This is a genomic window from Bacteroides sp. AM10-21B, assembly GCF_003472565.1.
GTDB classification, from domain to species: Bacteria; Bacteroidota; Bacteroidia; order Bacteroidales; family Bacteroidaceae; genus Bacteroides; species Bacteroides propionicigenes.
In genome coordinates this window covers 445,754-466,938 of record NZ_QRME01000001.1, presented here as the reverse complement: position 1 = coordinate 466,938, position 21,185 = coordinate 445,754, and the positions used below count along the sequence as shown (strand labels likewise).

At 37.7% G+C, this 21,185-nt stretch carries 19 protein-coding genes and 1 tRNA gene; 14 read left to right on the top strand and 6 right to left on the bottom strand.

Translation table 11 applies throughout. The features are described 5' to 3' along the window. Nucleotides 1–26: 26 nt before the first annotated feature. The gene (locus tag DW121_RS01775) at nucleotides 27–344 is read right to left on the bottom strand and encodes a hypothetical protein (protein WP_118322902.1); all 318 of its coding nucleotides are present in this window, start codon (nucleotides 342–344) and stop codon (nucleotides 27–29) included. Nucleotides 345–377: 33 nt separating this feature from the next. Then, nucleotides 378–1,841: a tyrosine-type recombinase/integrase gene (locus DW121_RS01770; protein ID WP_233555761.1), complete on the bottom strand. Its 1,464-nt coding sequence runs from the start codon at nucleotides 1,839–1,841 to the stop codon at nucleotides 378–380. 362 nt (nucleotides 1,842–2,203) lie between these two features. Here DW121_RS01770 and DW121_RS01765 point away from each other — a divergent pair, with 362 nt between their 5' ends. Further along, entirely contained in the window at nucleotides 2,204–2,680 is a 477-nt protein-coding gene (locus tag DW121_RS01765) for a hypothetical protein (protein WP_117475133.1), read from the top strand. A 17-nt stretch (nucleotides 2,681–2,697) separates the two neighbouring features. After that, on the top strand, nucleotides 2,698–3,021 hold the full coding sequence (locus DW121_RS01760) for a hypothetical protein (protein ID WP_117682160.1): 324 nt from the start codon (nucleotides 2,698–2,700) through the stop codon (nucleotides 3,019–3,021). 329 nt (nucleotides 3,022–3,350) lie between these two features. Here DW121_RS01760 and DW121_RS01755 read toward each other — a convergent pair. Beyond that, nucleotides 3,351–3,425, bottom strand: a tRNA-Pro gene (locus DW121_RS01755). 351 nt (nucleotides 3,426–3,776) lie between these two features. Here DW121_RS01755 and DW121_RS01750 point away from each other — a divergent pair. From DW121_RS01750 to DW121_RS01705, 9 genes are all read left to right on the top strand, one after another. Continuing rightward, a complete protein-coding gene (locus tag DW121_RS01750) occupies nucleotides 3,777–5,045 on the top strand; it encodes a site-specific integrase (RefSeq protein WP_117711015.1) in 1,269 nt (422 codons plus the stop codon). Between the two features lie 30 nt (nucleotides 5,046–5,075). Continuing rightward, nucleotides 5,076–5,843, top strand: coding sequence for a helix-turn-helix transcriptional regulator (locus DW121_RS15790; RefSeq protein ID WP_233555760.1), 768 nt, complete (start codon nucleotides 5,076–5,078; stop codon nucleotides 5,841–5,843). A gap of 31 nt (nucleotides 5,844–5,874) precedes the next feature. Further along, nucleotides 5,875–6,843: a phage/plasmid replication protein gene (locus tag DW121_RS01740; protein ID WP_118322899.1), complete on the top strand. Its 969-nt coding sequence runs from the start codon at nucleotides 5,875–5,877 to the stop codon at nucleotides 6,841–6,843. Nucleotides 6,844–7,053: 210 nt separating this feature from the next. Continuing rightward, the gene (locus DW121_RS01735; protein ID WP_118322898.1) at nucleotides 7,054–7,449 is read left to right on the top strand and encodes a hypothetical protein; all 396 of its coding nucleotides are present in this window, start codon (nucleotides 7,054–7,056) and stop codon (nucleotides 7,447–7,449) included. A gap of 498 nt (nucleotides 7,450–7,947) precedes the next feature. Next, the gene (locus tag DW121_RS01730; RefSeq protein ID WP_117711237.1) at nucleotides 7,948–8,367 is read left to right on the top strand and encodes a hypothetical protein; all 420 of its coding nucleotides are present in this window, start codon (nucleotides 7,948–7,950) and stop codon (nucleotides 8,365–8,367) included. Between the two features lie 114 nt (nucleotides 8,368–8,481). Further along, nucleotides 8,482–8,931 carry a hypothetical protein gene (locus DW121_RS15670; RefSeq protein ID WP_187119993.1) on the top strand — a complete coding sequence of 150 codons (450 nt, stop codon included), beginning with the start codon at nucleotides 8,482–8,484 and terminating at the stop codon, nucleotides 8,929–8,931. A 140-nt stretch (nucleotides 8,932–9,071) separates the two neighbouring features. Then, on the top strand, nucleotides 9,072–9,686 hold the full coding sequence (locus DW121_RS01720; protein WP_147331360.1) for a hypothetical protein: 615 nt from the start codon (nucleotides 9,072–9,074) through the stop codon (nucleotides 9,684–9,686). 645 nt (nucleotides 9,687–10,331) lie between these two features. Continuing rightward, nucleotides 10,332–11,225 (top strand): LytR/AlgR family response regulator transcription factor, encoded by an 894-nt coding sequence (locus tag DW121_RS01710; protein WP_117711020.1) that lies wholly within the window; start codon nucleotides 10,332–10,334, stop codon nucleotides 11,223–11,225. Between the two features lie 150 nt (nucleotides 11,226–11,375). Continuing rightward, on the top strand, nucleotides 11,376–13,745 hold the full coding sequence (locus DW121_RS01705; RefSeq protein WP_158560989.1) for an outer membrane beta-barrel protein: 2,370 nt from the start codon (nucleotides 11,376–11,378) through the stop codon (nucleotides 13,743–13,745). Nucleotides 13,746–13,763: 18 nt separating this feature from the next. Here the strand turns inward: DW121_RS01705 and aroB are convergent, their stop codons facing one another. After that, nucleotides 13,764–14,825, bottom strand: coding sequence for a 3-dehydroquinate synthase (gene aroB, locus DW121_RS01700; protein WP_117711022.1), 1,062 nt, complete (start codon nucleotides 14,823–14,825; stop codon nucleotides 13,764–13,766). A gap of 110 nt (nucleotides 14,826–14,935) precedes the next feature. Between aroB and DW121_RS01695 the strand changes: the two genes are divergently transcribed. The 3 genes from DW121_RS01695 (at nucleotide 14,936) to cls (ending at nucleotide 19,869) form a co-directional block, all read left to right on the top strand. Further along, on the top strand, nucleotides 14,936–15,349 hold the full coding sequence (locus tag DW121_RS01695) for a hypothetical protein (RefSeq protein ID WP_117711023.1): 414 nt from the start codon (nucleotides 14,936–14,938) through the stop codon (nucleotides 15,347–15,349). A gap of 100 nt (nucleotides 15,350–15,449) precedes the next feature. Continuing rightward, nucleotides 15,450–18,356: a TonB-dependent receptor gene (locus DW121_RS01690; protein WP_118322897.1), complete on the top strand. Its 2,907-nt coding sequence runs from the start codon at nucleotides 15,450–15,452 to the stop codon at nucleotides 18,354–18,356. 73 nt (nucleotides 18,357–18,429) lie between these two features. Further along, nucleotides 18,430–19,869, top strand: coding sequence for a cardiolipin synthase (gene cls, locus DW121_RS01685; RefSeq protein WP_117711025.1), 1,440 nt, complete (start codon nucleotides 18,430–18,432; stop codon nucleotides 19,867–19,869). Nucleotides 19,870–19,878: 9 nt separating this feature from the next. Here the strand turns inward: cls and rsmD are convergent, their stop codons facing one another. Together rsmD and DW121_RS01675 are read right to left on the bottom strand one after the other, a co-directional pair. Next, on the bottom strand, nucleotides 19,879–20,412 hold the full coding sequence (rsmD, locus tag DW121_RS01680; protein ID WP_117711026.1) for a 16S rRNA (guanine(966)-N(2))-methyltransferase RsmD: 534 nt from the start codon (nucleotides 20,410–20,412) through the stop codon (nucleotides 19,879–19,881). Further along, nucleotides 20,403–21,182 (bottom strand): DUF3822 family protein, encoded by a 780-nt coding sequence (locus DW121_RS01675; RefSeq protein ID WP_118322896.1) that lies wholly within the window; start codon nucleotides 21,180–21,182, stop codon nucleotides 20,403–20,405. Before DW121_RS01675 ends, rsmD begins: the two co-directional genes overlap by 10 nt. Nucleotides 21,183–21,185: the final 3 nt, after the last annotated feature.

Below are 21,185 nucleotides of genomic sequence, written 5' to 3'. Positions count from 1 at the left end.
TTATTTTAGTTCTGATATAAACGGTTTTACTGTTCTTCGTTTTCGCTTCCCACGGTCTTTAAACGCTCCTCAAAATGATTTACTATTTCACAGAGTGTTTCATTGGGTAAGCCTTGCAATAAAGTGATTGCTTTGCTTTTTCTTTCTTCCAAAGCTTCTTTTTCTATTTCTTGAATTTCATTTTTACAATTTTCAATCAGACTTTCTAAGTGCTTGATTTGCTCATTCAATTCCTCAACTTTTTCTGCTGCTGTTTCTGATTGAAGAACGCAGCCAAATTTATTGATTGACTCTTGCTGCACTCGTTTTTGTTTTTCTTCATTTGATATTCTTCCTCGTCCCATAAATTAGATGTTTTAAATTTATTGCAAATATAGTTATTCTTCCTCATTATCTAATGAGATTTCCTTTTTTACAGCTGTTCTTTGATAAATTAGACCAGTTCCTACACCGTTGTCGATTGAGAGAGAAATATCATCATCGCTTAAATCCAGTGCTTTTTGAACAGAATATGCAGCGACCTCAACATCTCTAACTCCTGATAAAGCAAGATTTTCTATTGTTTTAATTGCCTGCTGTTTTTTATCGTTTTTTTTGCGTTCTTTCTTCTCGCTTTCGGTACTCATAATTTCAGCATATCTTTTGGCTACATCTGCACCCGTTCTCTTATCATATCCGCTCATTGTTTTAGTGGATGTATGACCAGTTATGCGCATTATTGAAGCATCGTCCAAACCTTGTTTTCTGCACTCAGTAACAAAAGTTCTTCTTGCAGTATGTGTCCCTACAAGTTGCCAGCGTTGTACTTTTTTTTCATATTGTTTATCGCCTTTTCTATAAGTGATTAATTCCTCTTTATCTATCCCTGCTTTTCTGCAAACCTCTTTTATAAGTTGGTTCATGTATTCATTTCTTATAACTGGCAATTTATTATTGTATTTAGCAAGTATATTCTTTGCTGTATTATTAAGCGGAATAATTACTTTCTTGTGAGTTTTAATTTGAACTAATTCTATATTATCATTTGATATTATAGCTTCTTCAAGGTTCATAATATCGGCATATCTTTGTCCTAACTGACATTGCAAAACAAATATATCTCTCGCCTTTTCTTCATTACCTGACAATTCAATGTTTTGTATTTTCTTCAATTCATTTTCTGTCAAGTAAATCTGTTTCCCCTCATCCTTGTTTCTCGGTTTCTCATATTTAGAAATTCCAGTTTCTATCTGATTTATCAGACCTTGTTTTTCTGCATCATTTAGCCATGATTTAAAAGATGTAATTCTGTTTATAATGGTGTGCATTGACATTCCTTTATCAAGCATATATTTCTCGAATTTCTTTATAAAAGTATAGTTCAAACAACTAAAATCCGTTGCTCTAACCTTACATTCTTCGACAAATTTTCTAAGCATTTTAAGGTCTGTCATGTATTTACCTTTTGTTCCCGTACTATTGTTGGAATTACTTTGAATTGCACTTTCAAACCAGTCAAGCGGATTGACTTTTAATTTTTCCCTTTCCCCTGCTATAAACACTCGGAGTTTTTCAGCTCCCAATTCGGTTTCTTCGGGGTGGTCTAACATATAGTCCTGCCATTCGGCAAAACGCATGTTTAGTATATTCAATTCCTTGTTTACTTTGGCGTTTTGCTGTTGAATTACTTTTGGCAATGTATTCGCCACAATAGCGACTTGCTTTTCCTTGTCCCAGTACTTCGGACGCACTTTCTGCCCAGTGCTGATTTTTTCTTGCTTGTGATTGATTGTACAAACAAGATAAATCAGCGTGTCTTTGTTTTCGTCTGATGTCTGTCTCAAATTGAATTTCACTTTCATAACTGCAAAGATATTTAATCGGTTCTTAAATTCGTATCCTATTCGAGAATAATTACCAAGCATTTTTTATATCGGTTCTTAAATTCTCAATTGAACAAGCTGTTAGTTATGAAAGAGTTATAAAATCAAATAGGGTTACTTAGAAATCTGGAAAATTTCGAACCACACGGGGATAGACGATACGAACGCTCATGCTAATCTTGTATATATCAGTGATATATATGGCTTGGCGTGGGGTGTCGTTTTATCTCGTGTGGTGGGTTTGTCCAGAACCTCTAAAGACAGATAATTCTAACAGCCTCACGCTATCTTTTTATATAAACCTTTCCTGTTGAGGCTGTGGAAAGCAAATCACAGAAGCAATGAAAAAGTATTTCGTTTTATCAGTATTTATTATGCTGATTGGAGCATTTACAAATGTTCAAGGTCAAAATTCTGTAACTCCCGATAAAGGAGTGTTAGTTCATGGAAACGTCCGTTTATGCAACTATGAAAGAGGCTGTTTAATAACAGACAACGACATGAAGCATTGGACGCAAAAACTTGAAATCTCCTATGACGGTTCAGATAAGACATACGGTATTTACATCAATGTCCGAGGGGATATTATCAATTTAGGTGTCAAATACAAAAGTAGTGGAACGGAATCTTATACATACGAAGGAACGGACAGGGTAACAGGACGAAAGGTCGTTGTCGTAACAAAACAAAAACTGAGTTGGTATCTGAATAACAATGGTGTCAGCTCTCATACTGAGGTTGAAAGTCCAAAGGGAATAGTTGTCACCGTTCCTGCTACTTATACAGTGTTTTCAGTAGTTCCTATTAAGAATAAATAAATTTAGGAGGAGTCTTTATGAGTGAGATTGGAGGTATTCCTATGGGGTGGATAGTATTACTTTTTATTGTTGTTTATTGCTTTATGCTTAATGCTGTCATGAATTATGCAGACAGAAAAGGACGGGAAAAGACTTTTTGGGTCTTTATAGGTATAGTATTCAGTCCTATTATTGCTACTTTTTTGTTATTCTTGTATGGTGAATCAAAAGAGCACCGAAAAGAAAGAATCATTGAGGAAGAACTTTGGAAACGGAACTGTGAAACAGAAGTTGAGAAAATTAAAAAGGAAGCTGAGAAAAAACGAATCAAAGAAGAAGAGGCTAATCCTCTTAATTGGTGATATGTATAGAAGTTGATTAGGGGCTGGAATAAACTTTCTAACGGAGCGTATAAGATAGGGGTAGGGCAATAGTTGTCCTACCCTGTTTGTTATAATGGGTTTGCTTCTATTAGAAGAGTAAAAGAGCCTATGCACAAATAGGGAGTGTGGTTGCGTATGAGAAAAACTTTTAGGAGTTAGGAAACATTAACGGTCAACTAAATACAAATCCTATTGGTATCACAATTTGTATTGGGTTGGACTAAGTTATCCGAAAAGTGTAATCAAAAAGTAATCGCTACAAATGAAAAGGAGTCAAGTCATTGACTTAACTCCTTGATAATCACCAGTCGGGGTGACTGGATTCGAACCAGCGACCACACGCCCCCCAGACGCGTACTCTAACCGGGCTGAGCTACACCCCGCACTTTTGTTTTGCGTGTGCAAAGGTACGTATTTACGGGGATTGTGCAAATTTTCTCCCCTCTTTTTTTGCTTTAGTGGTGATATTTCTTCTCTTTGTTGTTGTAATATGTTGATTATTAAATATTTCTTCTGTTTATTGGAGCTAATTTTATTTGTATCTGTTTGTACAGAGTTATCTCTAATATTTTAGGAATGTTTTAGGGAAAAGATGTGCGCAAAAAGAGGTATATATATTTTCTTAACGGGTGTTAAATCGTTGATTTTTTTATATATCACTCGTTCTTTTTTTGGAAAATAATCGTATATTTTTGTGGCACGATAAAATAGTCAAACCTAAAAATAAATATTATATGGCAACTTTTAAAGTGCTCCTTCACGCTTCTAATAGAAGAAAAGACGGGACTTATCCCGTATCTTTGAGAATAATAAAGAATATGAAATCTAAGTATATCTCACTTGGACTTTATGCAAGGAAGGAAGAGTGGGATAGTGAATGTGGACGTTTCAGATGTGACAAACGTGTCTGTTCTAATTATAAGGAATATAATGCACGAATATTGCAACTATTGGCTCGTGCACAAACTGTCGAGCGTGATTTTGAATATGATAAAATAGACTGGACTTTAAATCAGTTTGAAAGCGCTTTCCTCTATAAAAGTAAACAAGGGAAATTTCTTGATTTTGTATGTCTGCGTATTAATGAAATGAAAGAGACGGGACATATTGGGAATGCCAAGGTATGGGAACGAGTGGTCTATAACCTGCGCTTATTTGATAAGAAACTGCCTGCACGTTATTTTCAAGAAATAGACTTGAAGTATGTAAACGGCTACAATCAGTTTATGGAAAAAAGAGGTTGGTGTGGTAATACTCGCAAGCATGAATTGAAGACGTTACGGGCTATGTTGAACAAGGCTATTTCTCTGAAAGAATGTTCACCTACAACTTATCCTTTTGGAAAAGGTGGTTTCTGTATTTCCGCTTTGGAAGAAGAAACCCGTAAAAGATATTTGCCACAGCAGTATTTGTCAGCTTTGATGAATTGTAAGTTTGAAAACAAGCCTCGTGAAGTGGCAAGGCGCTTGTTTCTGTTCTCCTATTTTTGTTACGGGATGAGTTTCATTGATATGGCAAACCTAAAAAAAGAAAATATCAAGGTGGAGGGAGGAAAAGAACATATTATATATAAGAGGCACAAAACAGAACATAGTAAGAATGCCAAATTTATTAGAATACCCATGACTGATGAATTAAGAAATCTGCTATTATGGTTCGAGATGAACACTGCCCTTATTGGTGATTATCTTCTTCCTTTGGTATCGAAAGATTATAAAGGTGAACAGTTATATGATCACTTACGTAGAAGATTGGCACGCTATAATGACCGTTTGAAAGAAATAGGTGAAGAACTTGGGTTTACAGAAAAGTTGACGAGTTATGTAAGTAGGCATTCCATGGCTATGACCTTACAAGCTGACGGTGTTTCCCGTGAAATGATAAGTCAAGTAATGGGACATAAGGATTTGGAAACGACTAATACTTATTTGGACAGCTTTGGTGATGCTGAAATAGAGAGAGTTACAATAGGTGCTTTGTATAAAAACAGTGTTAATTTATAATAATATATAATATAATGAAACTTATAAATTATGAGAAAAATAGATTTTAAACAAAAACTTGTCAATCCTAATTATAGAGTTGATAATAATATGATTCGTAGGTATATACGTGAAATATTTGTTTCGAAAGAAATGACAGAACAAGAAATTGCTGATGTTGAACAAGTGATAGAAGCACGCTATGAAAGGCATGGAATACTAACAATGGAAGATAATATTCAATGTTTAAGAACTGGTAACGGATTTGAGCTGATAGAGGGGGGCAAACAGTCTCTTGCTTATATTCGTGAAGAGATTAACAAATATAGACAGAACTTTGCTGACGATTTAACCTTTTGGTCTGAGGTAGAGAAAGATTGGAATAATCTGCCTTGTCTGTTAGGAGATTTGAACGAAATAGAGAACTATAATTTGAATATTTATCTTGGTGAATTAAGGTTGTGGTCAGAGAAATGCCCTGATACTCCTAAGAAGAAAAAGGAGTTGGGGACAATGGATAACAAAGAAGAAGTTTTGAAAAATATATGTGATTTGTTAAAAGGGCACATGCACGTAAGTGAGACACCACCTTCTGATATAATCGGTATAGATGAAGTCTGTGAAATGACTGGTCTGTCGAAGTATACTGTTTATAAGAAGACATCTAACAAGGAAATACCTTTTTATAAGTCAACTTTGAGTAAACGTAGTGCCTTGCGTTTTCTCCGTCCTGAGATTAGAACTTGGATGTTGAGACATCGGATAGGGACGGTTGATGAATTCTTGGAGCAACAAGATGGTGTGTATAATAATAAGTAATATAATATTAGTAATTTAAGAATATAGTATTATGTATGATACCTTAAAATTAATATTAAAAGAAGAAGAACTAAATAATGAAATTAGTTTTATGGAAGAAATCTCTTGTAGACTGACTGATGTGAAGTACTATAATAATAAGGTGGTAGGTCATATTAGAAATATGAGGGTGGAAGTTCGTGATACCACTTTAGTTGTTGAGGGTAGTCTTACTAAATGGCTTTTAGGTAATAATTATGAAAAAAGTTTATCCTTATGGGATATTAGGGTTGCGATAAAGAGTTTAAGTTCTGCTCTTGGTGTTCCATTGGAAATGGCTAAAGTGGTAAGGCTTGATATAGCTTTTAATTTTAGTGTGGCATATATGCCTTGGTTGTACATGAAGAGGTTGCTTTATTCTGATGGTTATCATCGTTCAAATATAGAAAAAGAGACCCTCTATTTGGATAAGTATGATGTTCAACTGGTGTTCTATGACAAGATGAGTGAATTAAAAAGTTGTGGTGTAGAAGAATTGGAAGAATTGGCACATTTGAATGTGCTGAGATATGAGTTCAGGTTTAAGAGGGTGACGAAAGTGCTGGGTGAAGTAAGGGGTAGCTATTTGTATCATCCTGATTTTTGTTTGTTGTTATTGAATAAATGGTATAGGTGTTATATGGATATTGATAAGCAGGTGGAGGAAGTTGGTATAAAGTTTACTGGTATAAAGAGTATGAAAGAATCTTGTGTTGCCTTATGTATGTCTGAAATAAATATGTTCGAGAAAGTTGAAGAGGCTTTTGTAAAAAAAGAGATAAACAGTGCTATTAAGTTTGCTGTCTTACAAGAGTTACGAAGAATAGAGGCTGCTTATTGTGATTATGATAAAATGTCTTTAGTGGATGAGCTGACGGGTAAGATAGAGAGTGCCTATGTTATGTTGAAAAGGCGATATAGTGTTGCTCCTGCTCGTATGGAGATTTATAATAAAATTATTGATAGTGAATATATCGTGTAAATATCGTTTTTATTCGTTTTTTGATATGGTAGATGTGTAATTAATCAAGAAAGCTCTAAAAAATGAAATATAACACGAAAAAATACTTATTTGAACTAAGTATTATATCTGTATTAGAATAGGGTTGTTTTGTCTTGATTTTAGTAAGAGGTTGTTTGTTTTAAATAATGTTTCATCTATTAGGATGAGTAGTATCTGATTAAGAAATATATGCCTATATTAAATTGGGTAAACGAAGGTTTGTTAGTTTGGAGAGATAAAAAGAAAGCGCTGAAATTTTCATCTAAACTGCAGTCCAATTCCGCAGACGTTAGAGAAAATACCAGCGCTTTGTTTGATGCTGTAAATATCATAAGAAAATTTGAGAATACCAACGAAAAGGATAACGAGTTAAATATAATTAAGGGAAAAATAGAAGATGAACAACTTTTAAATCAGATTGTGGACGAAATTATAGAGAAAGCCAAGAAAGGTTCTCCTATTGTAGAAAATGATACTTTAGTGTGGGTAAATAAAAAAGATAGTCTTGAATTATTGTCCTCAGCACGGCCCGATTCCTTGCAGTACAATGATATTCAAGACTATCTCTGTAGCCTAAAAATTTAAAAAGAGTTTCGATTACACACTTCCTGGTAATTCTGAGACAGACAAGGATCAGCCGTTAACTGTTTTTAGCTCTGAAAACTCTTTAAATGAAAAGGAAGTAATAGACAGTCATTCCTTGTCTATCCAAAGGAAGAAGGATGCACCTTTAGTTGCTTACTCTTCACCTTCCTTTTCACTGCCTAAAGATATAAATTATATGAATGTTGTGCAATAAAATAGTGACGAAATTACTGATTTTCTCGTAGAAATTCCGTGAAATTTTCCCTATTAGTATGGAAAAACGAGGTTTATATTAGTACTAAATTAGTGGGATAATAATTCCTATATTACTGATTTCCTGTATAGTAAGTCCTTTTTCTTGTTTTATAAAAAATTATGTAATAAATATTTTGATAGTCAAAATTAATTAAATATATTTGTTTTGTGATTAAGTAAATAGCACTATAATAGATAGTTATATATGGTGTATGATTATTGTAACAGACAAATATTATGATTATGGAGACTAAGAATAAGGGTTTTGATACTGGGATTGCGAGTGAGTATTTGGTACTTTCTATGTTGTATCGTCTTGGTATTGATGCTTATATGACATTGGGAAATAAGAAAAGTGTAGATATTTGGATAAAGAATGATGATGGATCAGACATCTCTATAGATGTAAAATCAGTTCGTGCCTTTGATTCTGTTCCCGTTGGTAATGTGGTGGCTAAGGATAATCATTATGTTGTCTTTGTGATATATAATAATAAGTTCGAAGATGTTCTTACTCTACCTGAATTTTATATTGTTCCAAGTAAATATGTGGTAGAGAATAGAACAAAATATGACTTAAAAGATGGTGGGAAAACTTATAATATCTTTAAAAAGGATATAAAGGACTATATTAATCGTTGGGATTTATTGAAAAAAGGGTGATAGTTATCAATTATAAATAGGGTGGTTGATCTAATAATTAACAACTAAATTATAAAAGTAGGCTGATACGGAATTTTCTATAAATATGATTTTAACTTTAGTGATAAATTGATTATGTACAATTCGAATGAGTATTTAGGACTATTGTCTGCCTTGAACACATTTCTAATTTTTGGATTTGTTGTTGCTTATCTAATTTTGTTATCGTGTATATACACTTATGCTAATAGATTAGGGCGAGATGGTGGTGTATGGGTGTTTTTCTCTCTTCTTTTTTCTCCTTTGTTAGGTGCTCTTGCGTTGTGGCTTAAGGGTGAAACTGATGAACATCGTAAAGAAAGGCTTGTTCAAGAAAGAAAATGGATAATGTCTGTAAGTAATGATATGAAAGAACTGCAACATGTTATATCCAGTCTGCCTCAAGAAAAAGAAGTTTTTGCTGACACAAAAGATGTAAATTCAGAAGAGAAGGATAATGGGGAAGTGGATACCTCTAAAATAGTAATGATTTTTGTGGCTTTTATTGTTTTGTTAATGATAGTAATGTTTTTGGCATTTTTATGATTGATACTTTTTTGATAAATTTGGTCTAATGAATAAAATAATTTAATAAAAAGGCATTTCATAAATATAGAAAATAAGAACAACCTATCTAAGTTTGCGACTTGTTAACCCTAATAGAAACTATATTTCAGAATAATAAAATGGAAAAAGAAGGAAAATATTCAGTTCACCCTCGTTGGAATGATACGAGAGGTGTAAGCATAATTCATCATGCTACTGAAGAGGAGAGAAAGAAATTAACAGAAAAGATGGTTGAAACTATAATTAATAATGTAGAAAAATTTCATGCTGACAAGAATAAGCAAAATATAAAAGACTTGAAGAGTTGTCAGAAAGATTATTTGCAAGAAGAAAAGGACCTTCAACGGAAAATTTCTCTTGGGATGAAAAAGTACAGAGAGAAATTGTCAAAAGAATATATGGAAATTGGGCATGAAATAGAGTTGTCTTTGGCAGAGCAACATATAATTAGTGTCTTGGATAAATATATAGAAGAAGGTAATTTTGATATGGTAGAACAGTATATGTTCTATATGTTTAGAGATTATGGGATTGACTTGCTTGAAAATTATGAGGTGGCAGACAGAGTTGAATATATAAAGAGAATTCTGCCTACTTTGATAGATATAAAGATGAGAAAATCTATTTTAGAAGAAATCACAGAAATGATTGCCAATGATATTGAAGATATTAAATCTCTAATTGAGACGAAGAGGGGGCTGTTTATATTGGAAAAGAAAATAGCTTCTCAGTAGATATTGGATTTAATTACGAAAAATAGAATGCCGTTTGACTATTTTGTTGAATGGCATTCTTTTTATATATGTTTTGCCACTATAAGGAAGATAATATTGTGTGTTCTGAATATATGGGGATTGACATTAAAGAACTGTGTTGTAAATAATGGTCTGTTTTGTTGTCCGTGGTTAAAGTATGTCGGACCTTTATAGTGAAATTAAATGCTATAAAGTTATGGATGTTTTAGATGTTGATTTGTATCAGTTTGAGTTAAATTGTAGAGATTGTTTTAGGAGAGTTGTACTGAAAAAAGAAAAAGGAGTTGAACTGATTGTTCTAACTCCTTGTATATCTGAAAGTAATATTAAGTTCTTGAAAATTAGCTCTTTGGTTCCCCCAGACGCGTACTCTAACCGGGCTGAGCTACACCCCGAATTGCGGATGCAAAAGTACGGCTTTATTTTGAAATAGCAAATAATTCCTTAACTTTTTGTTGTATATTTGTTGTATGCTATTGTTTATTAGTGTATTATGATGATACAAATGGAACTGTTTTGGATTAAAATCTGAATCCGAATAGGTACGAAAACTATCCTTTTAATTTGGTTTCATTGGAGATTTATATTTATTTTGTGTTCAAAATACATGAAAATTACCAGTCAATGAGTATGATATATAAATACTTGAGTCATCCCTATCCACAATATGGAAAACCGTGGCAGATAATAGCATCTTCCGTTGTATTTGTTGTTTTGGTGTTAATAGTTTTTGAACCGTTTCATTATCGTTTGGATTCCATATTCCAGTTTTGGATTTTAATTCATTTTGTACTTATAACGGTGTTTGGAACAGCTGTTCCTCTTATACTGTTTCCAAAAGTGTTTAAAGGATTCTATGCACCTGATAAATGGACGATAGGTAAGCATATAGCGAATAATCTATTGTTTGTACTGTTGTTGAGTATAGAGATTATTGTGTATGAGCAGATTCTATTACCCGGATTAAATATAGAGCACACAAGTATTTCATTCTTAGGTGAAGGATATACGCGTATTATACTTACGGACTTATTGGTTGCGTTTGCCATTGCTGTTGCACCGATTGGCTTCACATTTGTACTAACGCGGATAGCTGTGCTAAATCAGAATCTTCAGGATGCTTTAGTATTAAACAATGTTTTATCGGACAGAATAAAATCAGAGATAAGGGAGGATGAGCAGACTGTCACATTGACCGGAAGTACCAAAGAACAATTAAAAACAAATCCGGATAACATCCTTTATATTGAAGCGGCTGATAATTATATGGATATTTACTATTTGGAAGAAGGGGAAGTTAAGCATAAGTTGTTGCGTTCGACTATAAAGCAAATTGAAGAACAACTGAAAAATTATGGCTTTTTTGTACGTTGTCACAGAGCTTATATCATAAACATGAACCATATTGACAGCATTGAAGGTAATGCAAAAGGATATAAGCTGCAACTTCTAAATGTGTCTAAGGAGATACCTGTGTCAAGAACCTATATACAAGTATTAAAAGAAAGAATCATGTAACCTTTTTTCTGTGTCATTTGCCACAAAAAGCAGGGGAGAGGCTACTTTTTCTGCATTTTGCCACCAATTTTTTCTGTCTGTCCCAGCTTTTGTGATACTGATTTTTTTCATTTTATGTTTGCAGCCAATAAAACTGAAAATAGTGCTGCTATGACAAAAGAAAATTTTACAAAATTGGTTCTGGTATTTACGATGGTGATGTATCCTTTGTACGAACTGTGCTCTCAAAACGTTACTGTGAAAGGTAGAGTATCTATCAATGCAGGTGATTTTTACTATGTCTCTGTCCAAGCAAAAAAAGATTCTGTAATCATTGATTATAGATATTTTGATGCGCCTGACTTTATCATGGAGGGTATCAAACAGAAGAACTTTATTCTTCGGATATCGTCTCCGCTTCTTTATAAACCCTACTCACAAACGGTAAGTTGCGATAGTGTAGCTACCGTTGATGTGGGGCTGATTCAGTTGGAACCGGATGTGATGAGTCTGGATGAAGTTACAATCGTTGCAACACCGCCTAAATTGAAGTTCACTGAAGGTAAGATGGTTTATAATATCCAGAATAATACGGATTTTAAACATCTCACGTCACTGGATGATGTGCTCCGGAGAATCCCGTTTCTTTCTATTTCTGAAAACAAGATTGATGTGTTTGGCAGAAAGAATACGATAATACTTGTTAATGGACTTCCGCCCAAGAATACAAACTGGGAGTTGCTTTCTTCTGACAATATCAAGGAAATAGAAGTAATAACCAATCCTTCGGCAGAATATAATGCAAGCGGAATGGCGGTAGTCAACATCATTACGCGGCAGGCATTTATCAGAGGCTTTAACGGACAGATAACTTCAACTGTATCAAAGGGAGATTTTTGGCGCTTGGAGAATTCGCTGCAATTAGGATATGCCACCGATAAGTTCAATATTTATGGAAGTGCGAACTATAATCCCAATAAACGGAACTTTATTGAAAAATATGGTCGTGATTTTCCAGACGGCAGTCAGATGTATAATACCATAATTCAGAAAAGGAATACCGCTAAAAACCATAATGCGGTGCTGGGCTTTGACTATATTCCACATTTTCGGCATATTATCGGAGTACAATATCAGAATTTTAATACGCATCCTACAAGGAGAACTACGAATGTAAATAATCTCCGGACAAACTCCATAACGGAAACCGTTGGAACAAATATAGACGGTGATTTTAAAAACTTCAGAAATATTTATGATCTGAGTTATACTTTTCAGGTTGACTCTATCGGTAAAAAACTGTCTGTCAATATGGGATATGTTGATTATTCGTCTTATGAAAATAACACCATAACAGTGTTGCACGATAGCCGGAATACGGATAAGAGTTCTTGTTCGGAAGCTGATATTACACTATATACAGTGAATGCCGACTATACACATAAGACGAAACAGGGGATTACCGGAAAAGCGGGTGTCTGTTTTTCACGTAATAAGAATAATAGTTACTATAATATGCAGGATGGAACAGAAAGCTATGATTCCGGAAAAGCAGCAATAGAATCATATAATGGGGTTGATATTAATGAGGATAAATTTTCCGGATATGTTTCTTTGCGTAGACAATGGAGCGACATACATATTACAGCCGGAGTGCGATATGAATATGTAAATTATGAGAATAGGAATAAGCAAGGGGAAAACTATACCAAAACTTACAATGATTTCTTTCCTTCGTTGGAAGTTGGCTATAAAGTAAATGAGCGGTTGCAAACCAATCTTTCTTTTTCGAGAAAAGTCTTGTATCCTGCGTTTCAGGATCTTGACCCGTCTATGCACTATGTTGACCCGTTTACATACTACGTGGGAAATATGAACCTGCGACCCGAATATTCTTATAATATAGGATTGGATTTCGTATATAATAAGTTCGTCAATGTTTCACTGGCTTACAATAAGATTCAAAACCCGCTTACATCATTCTTTGTCAAACGGCTTGAACCGGATTCACCTGTATGCTTGGCTATGGCGGAAAACCTGGATTCGCAACATATCTGGACTGCATCGGCTTCTGTTCCTTTTCAGTATAAGAATTGGACAATGCAGAATTCTGTTGGAGTAACCTTCAATAGTGTAACGTTTCGGAGTGAAAACATACCGATGAAGAGGAAGCGGACAATGGTTTATCTTTATACTTCTCAAGGATTCAGGTTTCCTGCTGATTTTAATTTGTTTCTGACGTATCAGTACAATTCAGCGGGGGTAAACGGCATTTTTTATCACTCCGGCAATCATGTTATGAATTGCGCGCTAAGTAAGTCGTTAATGAAAGGACAGATGGTTCTGTCACTGAAATATGATGATATGCTTAATAGTCGGAAGCAAAAGGTATGGACACAAATGCATGATATTGGATTTTCGCAAGAACTTGATTTCGACTCTTCTTTTATAAGTCTCTCCATTATGTTTAAATTTGGAAAATCGAAAAGTTCATATCAGATGAAAGAGAATAGCAAAAAGGAACTGCAGAGGATAAAATAAAGTAGTATGGGGATAGATTTATATCCCCATACATTCCCGATAGAAGTCGAAAACTTCGAATATGGTTTCCTTATCTGCCGTTTGGTTCAGGCAAATATCGCCCACTTCTTTCAGTAGTGTAAAGTTAATGATGCCGGCGGTATTTTTCTTGTCATGCAGCATCAGTTCGTAAAGACGGTCGTATTGCTTGCAGTTGAAGGTAAATGCTCCGTAATTCTCCTTGATAAACTGAATGGTTTGGCGCATTTTTTCTTTTGGAAAGCCTGTTTTTATGTGCGACAGATAGAGCTCGCATACGATTCCCCAAGCTACGGCATAACCATGCAGCACCGGACGGTTCTCTGCCAAAGCAAGGCTTTCGAAAGCGTGTCCTACGGTATGTCCGAGGTTGAGCGCTTTGCGTATGCCATGCTCTTTAGGATCTTGTTCCACAATATCCTCTTTTACTTGGACAGAACGACCTACCATGGCTTTGAGAGCGGTATAGTCTATTTTCTCCGTATCGAAAGAGAGCAGCTCCGCCAAATGTTCGGGAGTGCTGATAAGGCCATGTTTCAGCATTTCGGCATACCCGGAAAAAAAATTATGGGCATCCAGACTGCGGAGGAATTCTGTTTCCAGCAATACGCTGGCGGCAGGAGCAAAGACTCCGATTTCGTTCTTCAGCCCGTTGAAGTTGATTCCGGTTTTTCCGCCTACTGATGCGTCTACCATAGCAAGCAAAGTGGTGGGGATGTTGATATAAGCTATTCCCCGCTTAAAGGTGGAAGCCGCAAAACCGCCGAGGTCGGTAACCATGCCGCCGCCCAGATTTATCAATAATGAATGGCGGGTAGCCCCCCGTTCGCTCAACGTTTGCCATACGGAGGCCAGTGTTTCCAGATTCTTATGTATATCTTCTGCGCCGATAATGATTTCGGCGGCATCTTGCAGTGCAGGAATACTTTGCAGTTGCGGCAGGCAAAGGCGGTGGGTATGTTCGTCGGTCAGGATGAAAAGCTTATCGTGCGGACACTTCTCAATGGCATGCGTCAAGCAGCTTTCAAGTTCTTCGCAAAGGATTACTTCTTGTTTACTCATGAGAAAATTGCGGATTTGTGATTTATTGCGGGACAAAGATAATTCTTTCGGCAATAAATGCTACCTTTGTCTTATGAAAATAAATCTGAAATCATAAATCTGAAATTCAAATGAAAGCTTTACTTCCCGTATATTGTCGTCCGCTTGGATATTTTGTAATAGCACTCGCCCTGTTTCTTCCGTTCCTGATGATGATGATGGGCAGGGTTACGGATGCCAACTTGTTGTTTTATAAAGAGTGTTCCAAACTTTTGATGATGCTGGGAGCATTGATGATTCTATTTGCTTTGACGAAAGGCGAATGCAAGGAGGTGGAGGATATACGCAACAAAGCTACACGTAACGCTATATTCCTGACGGTGCTTTTCATTTTTGGAGGTATGCTTTATCGCGTGGCACAAGGGGATATTTTATCTGTAGACTCCTCTTCTTTCCTGATATTCTTGATTATGAATGTTCTTTGTTTGGAATTTGGTATAAAAAAAGCGACCGTTGATCGGTTGTTTAAGCGGAATAATCGATAATTAAACAAAATCAATCTGTAAGGCATTAAACCTTTTGCCCGTAAGTTTGTCAAATGAAGCAGTTACAAATAAACATTGTTGATCATTTAGAAGACAGGGCATGAAAAGATTTATCACCGGAACGATGTTGTTGCTGGCAACTGCATTGTCCGCTTTCTCACAAACAAAAAATATTACTGTATCCGGCCGCGTGGTTGAGGATACGAATGAACCCGCGGTACAAGCTACTATCCAATTGTTGTCATTGCCGGACAGCGCCTATGCTGCCGGTGTTGCCACTACCGGCAAAGGCTATTTCACCTTACCGAAAGTGAGTGCCGGAAAGTATGTATTGAAAGTTTCCTACATTGGTTTTAAGAATAAGTTTATCCCTCTGCATCTTTATGCTAACGTGCTCAATAAGAATGTCGGTACACTGACACTCGAAACGGATGCCATTATGCTCGCTGAGGCTGTAGTGACCGCTGAAGCGCCGCAAGTGCAGGTGGTGGAAGATACATTAATGTACAACTCCACCGCTTACCGTACGCCGGAAGGTGCGATGCTGGAAGAACTGGTGAAAAAACTTCCCGGTGCGGAGATTGATGATGACGGTAATGTGAAGATTAACGGCAAGGAGTTGAAGAAAATCATGGTGGATGGAAAGGAGTTTTTCGGCGGTGATGTGAAAACCGGCTTGAAGAATCTGCCTGTCGATATGATTGATAAACTGAAAACCTACGACAAAAAGTCGGACCTGGCCCGTATCACCGGTATAGACGATGGTGAAGAAGAAACAGTACTCGACCTCACAGTGAAGAAAGGTATGAACAGGGGTTGGTTTGGCAATGCGGACGTGGCTTATGGTACGGAAGACCGCTACATGGCACGTATGATGGTGAATCATTTTGTGGATAAAACACAGTTCTCTTTAATCGGTTCGGCAAATAATGTGAACGACCAAGGATTCTCCGGTGGTGGCGGCGGTCCGCGCTGGCGCAGGAACAACGGTTTGGTGGCTACAAAAACATTAGGTGCAAACTTTGCCACAGAGTCATCCAAATTGGAGATTGGCGGTAGTGCACGATATAATTACAGAGGTTCGGACATTATCAGTACCAATTCGTCTGAGCGTTTCCTGCAAAACGGGAATTCATATTCCAACTCCAATTCTGTCAATAAGAACAAGAATGTTAACTTTAATGCGGACTTCCGTCTGGAGTGGAAGCCGGATTCTATGACGAATATTATTTTCCGTCCGAATTTCTCTTATGGTAAGACTGATAATGCATCTGCTTCAGAGTCGGGCACATTCAATACCGACCCGTACAACTTGGTTGCCAACCCGAACGACTTTCTTAATTTTGACCAGTTGGAGGATGATCCTTTGAAAGATATTCGTGTCAATGCTACAAACAGCGCTTCTTTGAGTAAGAGCAAGAGCATTTCTACGGCGGCCACTTTGCAATTGAACAGAAAGCTGAACGACAGAGGGCGTAACATCACTTTCCGCGGGCGCTTTGGTTACGGTGATAATGATAATGACCAATATACACAGTCGGAAACCCGTTATTACCAGATTCTGAATGCATTGGGAGGAGATTCTGTTTTGTATCGCAATCAATATGTTACGACTCCCACTTATAATTACAATTACAGTGTTCAGCTGACTTACAGTGAGCCGATTGCCAGAGCTACTTTCTTGCAATTCAGTTATCAATTCCAACATAAATATAGCGAGAGTGACAAGACTACTTTCGATATGCTGAGTTTTCCGGACTGGGACATCAACGGGCCTTTGCCTTCCGGATATGAGGCACATCCGGTGGATAGTTTAGGTAAGTATGCGGAGTATCGGTATTATAATCACGATGCTTCTGTATCGTTACGCTTCATTCGTGAGAAGTATCAGTTGAGTGCGGGAATGTCTTTCCAACCCCAGCATTCTATACTGTCTTATAAACGTGGTGATTACATGATTGATACAACGCGCAATGTGTTCAACTTTGCTCCGAATATTGACTTCCGCTACCGCTTCTCCAAAGTGAGCCAATTGCGTTTTATGTATCGCGGACGTAGCAGCCAGCCAAGTATGGAGAATTTGCTACCTATTGTTGATAATTCAAACCCATTGAATATCCGGGTGGGGAACCCGGGCTTGAAGCCTTCATTCACACATAATATGCGTTTTTTCTATAATACGTATAATGCGGAGCTGCAGCGCGGCATGATGGCACATGTCAATTTCTCGACTACACAGAACAGTATCAGCAACAGCACCATATATAATGAGCAGACGGGTGGACGAACTACTATTCCAAAGAATATCAACGGTAACTGGAATGCTTTCGGTATGTTCGGATTCAATACGGCATTGAAGAATAAGAAGTTTACAATTAATTCCTTTTCCAATATCAGTTATAATAATAATGTAGCTTTCTTGTATAATAACGATACCAAGGTGGATGACAAGAATACTACTACCGGACTTACGCTGAGTGAGCGGTTGAACGGTGCTTATCGTAATGAATGGTTTGAATTCGGGTTGAACGGCTCTATCTCTTATACTGCCGAACGTAGCAAACTGCGTCCGGAGAATAATCAGGAACCTTATACTTTTTCTTACGGCGCTTTGACTAATATAACGATGCCTTGGAAGATGACGCTTTCTACCAATATCACCAATCAAAGCCGTCGCGGCTATACGGATAGCAGCATGAACCGTAACGAATTGATTTGGAATGCCCAACTTTCGCAATCTTTTCTGAAAGGTGCAGCTACCGTAAGTTTTGAGATGTATGATATTCTAAAACAACAGAGCAATATCAGTCGTTCGCTGACGGCGGATGCCCGTTCGGTATCTTCTTACAATGGTGTCAACAGCTATTGTATGCTACACTTTATTTACCGTCTGAATATATTCGGAAATAAGTCTGCGCGCGAAAGTATGCAAGGCAGAAGGGGCTTTGGCGGTCCCGGCCCCGGTGGGCATCGGGGCGGCTTTAGTGGAGGACACCGTCCATTCTAATGTTAATCAATGTAATAGGTCGTAAAAGTTCTTTTGTTTTTTATACATTTGTTTTACCCTTTATGACAAATGTATGCTTGATTGGAACTTTATAGCCGGCCTCATAGCCACAGTAGCATTCGATATAATCTATTTTGGTGCGATTATCGGAACAATTACGGTTATTATTCTTGATAACCGTAACCCGGTAAAGACGATGGCGTGGATACTGATACTGATGTTTTTACCGTTAGTGGGCCTTGTGCTTTACTTCTTTTTCGGTCGTAGTCAGCGGCGTGTACGTGTCATAGGGAAGAAGAGTTACAACCGTCTGTTGAAAAAACCGATGGCTGAATATCTCGCTCAGGATTCGTGTATGCTTCCGATGAATTACAGCCGTCTTATCTCCTTGTTCCAAAATACCAATCAGGCTTTTCCGTTTGATGGGAATCGTGTGGAGGTCTATACGCGTGGGCTTTCCATGCTTCAGGCTTTGCTGCGCGAGTTGCAGAGGGCTGAGAAGCACATCCACATGGAATTCTATATCTTTGAGGATGATGCTATCGGGCGTATGGTGCGTGATGTGCTGATAGATAAGGCAAAGCAGGGGGTGGAGGTGCGCGTTATTTATGATGACGTGGGGTGTTGGCACGTTCCCAACCGGTTTTATGAACAGATGCGTGAGGCAGGAGTGGACGTGCGAAGCTTCTTGAAGGTACGTTTTCCTTTGTTTACCAGCAAGGTAAACTATCGTAACCATCGCAAGATTGTGATTATTGACGGTCGTATCGGGTTTGTCGGCGGGATGAATTTGGCAGAGCGTTATATGCGCGGTTTTTCTTGGGGAATCTGGCGTGATACGCATCTTTTATTGGAAGGCAAGGCTGTACATGGTTTGCAGACAGCCTTTCTGCTCGATTGGTATTTTGTAGACCGCACGCTGATTACTTCTGCCCGCTACTTCCCGAAGGTGGATAACTGCGGCACTTCATTGGCGCAGATTGTAACAAGTGAACCTATAGGGCCTTGGAAAGAAATTATGCAGGGGCTCGTCATGGCAATAACCGGAGCACGGAAGTATTTCTATATTCAGACACCTTATTTCCTGCCGACGGAAGCCGTTGCCGTCGCTATGCAGACGGCGGCTTTGGCAGGAGTGGATGTGCGCTTGATGCTCCCTTATCGTGCAGATAACAGATTGACGCATTTAGGTTCTTGTTCATATTTGGCAGAAGCGTTGAGGGCGGGAGTGAAAGTTTATTTTTATAAGAAAGGTTTCCTGCACTCCAAATTAATGGTGTCGGATGATGAGTTGTCTACAGTGGGCTCTACCAATGTGGATTTCCGCAGTTTTGAGCATAATTTTGAGGTGAACGCATTTATATATGATACGGAAACAGCCCTTCAAATGCGTGAAATATTCTTGCAGGATCAAAGGGAATGCGTGCAAGTATTCTCAAAGAATTGGGCGAAACGTCCTTGGTATCGTAAAGCTGCGGAAAGCGTGGTACGCTTGTTGGCACCGCTTTTGTAGTTGAAAGTTTCAACTAAACAGTGAGAAGTTTACGCTGCCGTATACTCTTCTTTCTACAAAATGAGGGTGGTCTTCAAAATTGTTTGTTTTTCCGTGTTCCAAAACAAACAGGCCGTCTTCTTTTAAAAGGTTATTCTCAAAAATCAGGTCGGGCAGGGTTTCAAGTCCTTTTAGTTCGTAAGGTGGATCGGCAAAGATGAAGTCGAACTGTTCGCGGCCTCCCCGTATATATTTGAATACATCACCGCGGACAGGCAGACATTTATCGGTTTTCAGCTCTTGCATCACTTTGCAGATAAAAGCGTAATGGTCGCGGTCTTTCTCTATGCTGACAACCTGTTCACAACCTCTGGATACAAGTTCAATACTGATACTGCCTGTACCGGCAAATAGGTCGAGGGCACGTACACCTTCTTCAAAGTCTATATAATTGGATAATACATTAAACAGGTTTTCTTTGGCAAAATCTGTAGTGGGGCGTGCCTTGAATGTATGAGGCACGTCAAAGCGTCTTCTTTTGTATATTCCGCTGATTACTCGCATAAGTTAATGGCTTGTAGGTCAAGATTAGCGGCAGGGTTCATGATGAATACCTGTCGGATGAATTTTCTCAGTTCGGGCAGCAGTTGTTCCTTGTCGGACAATTCACCGGTGAGATGAAGTTCGTCGCGTTCCTGCTCCATACCAAGTTGTTTCCAGATATAGAGAATGTAGTAGATACGGTCGCCGGTTTCCTTGCAGGCAAAGACATTGGCAAAAGTTAGCCGGCCTCGTTCGTAAGCATAGATGTCTATAGCTTCTTTCCGCAGGTGTACATACATTTTTCGGCAGTTGCCCAAACGGCTTTTGGTAGCAAAGAACTCTATAAACGGACTTGCCTGTGAGTAGAAACGGATGTCTGGATATTGCTCGCGTAAAAGGGAGCAGGCGCTTTTGTCCATACCGAACAGTACAACTATATTGTTTTTATGCAATATATTGTATTGTACCAGTTCATTGTCTTGTTGGGGGTGGTTATGATAGAATACAGTTTCTATCTGCTCGTCTTCGAAAAACTCCAGAGGAATGAACGTAAACCGTTTGTTTGCCATGAGTATGTTGACACGGCGGAATGAGCGGTTCAGCCACTCCACTTCCCGGAAAGCCTGTTTTAGGTTGGCGGTAAGAGACAAGGAAGCGTCTACCTCGCGTTCGTAGAAAGCAAGTTCACCGTCACCGAGGGGATTGAATATAGAAAAAGAAAATCCATCCGTACTAAGACGGATGGATAAGGTATATTGTTCCGATTTACTAAAATCAGTCGTTTCTATCATACG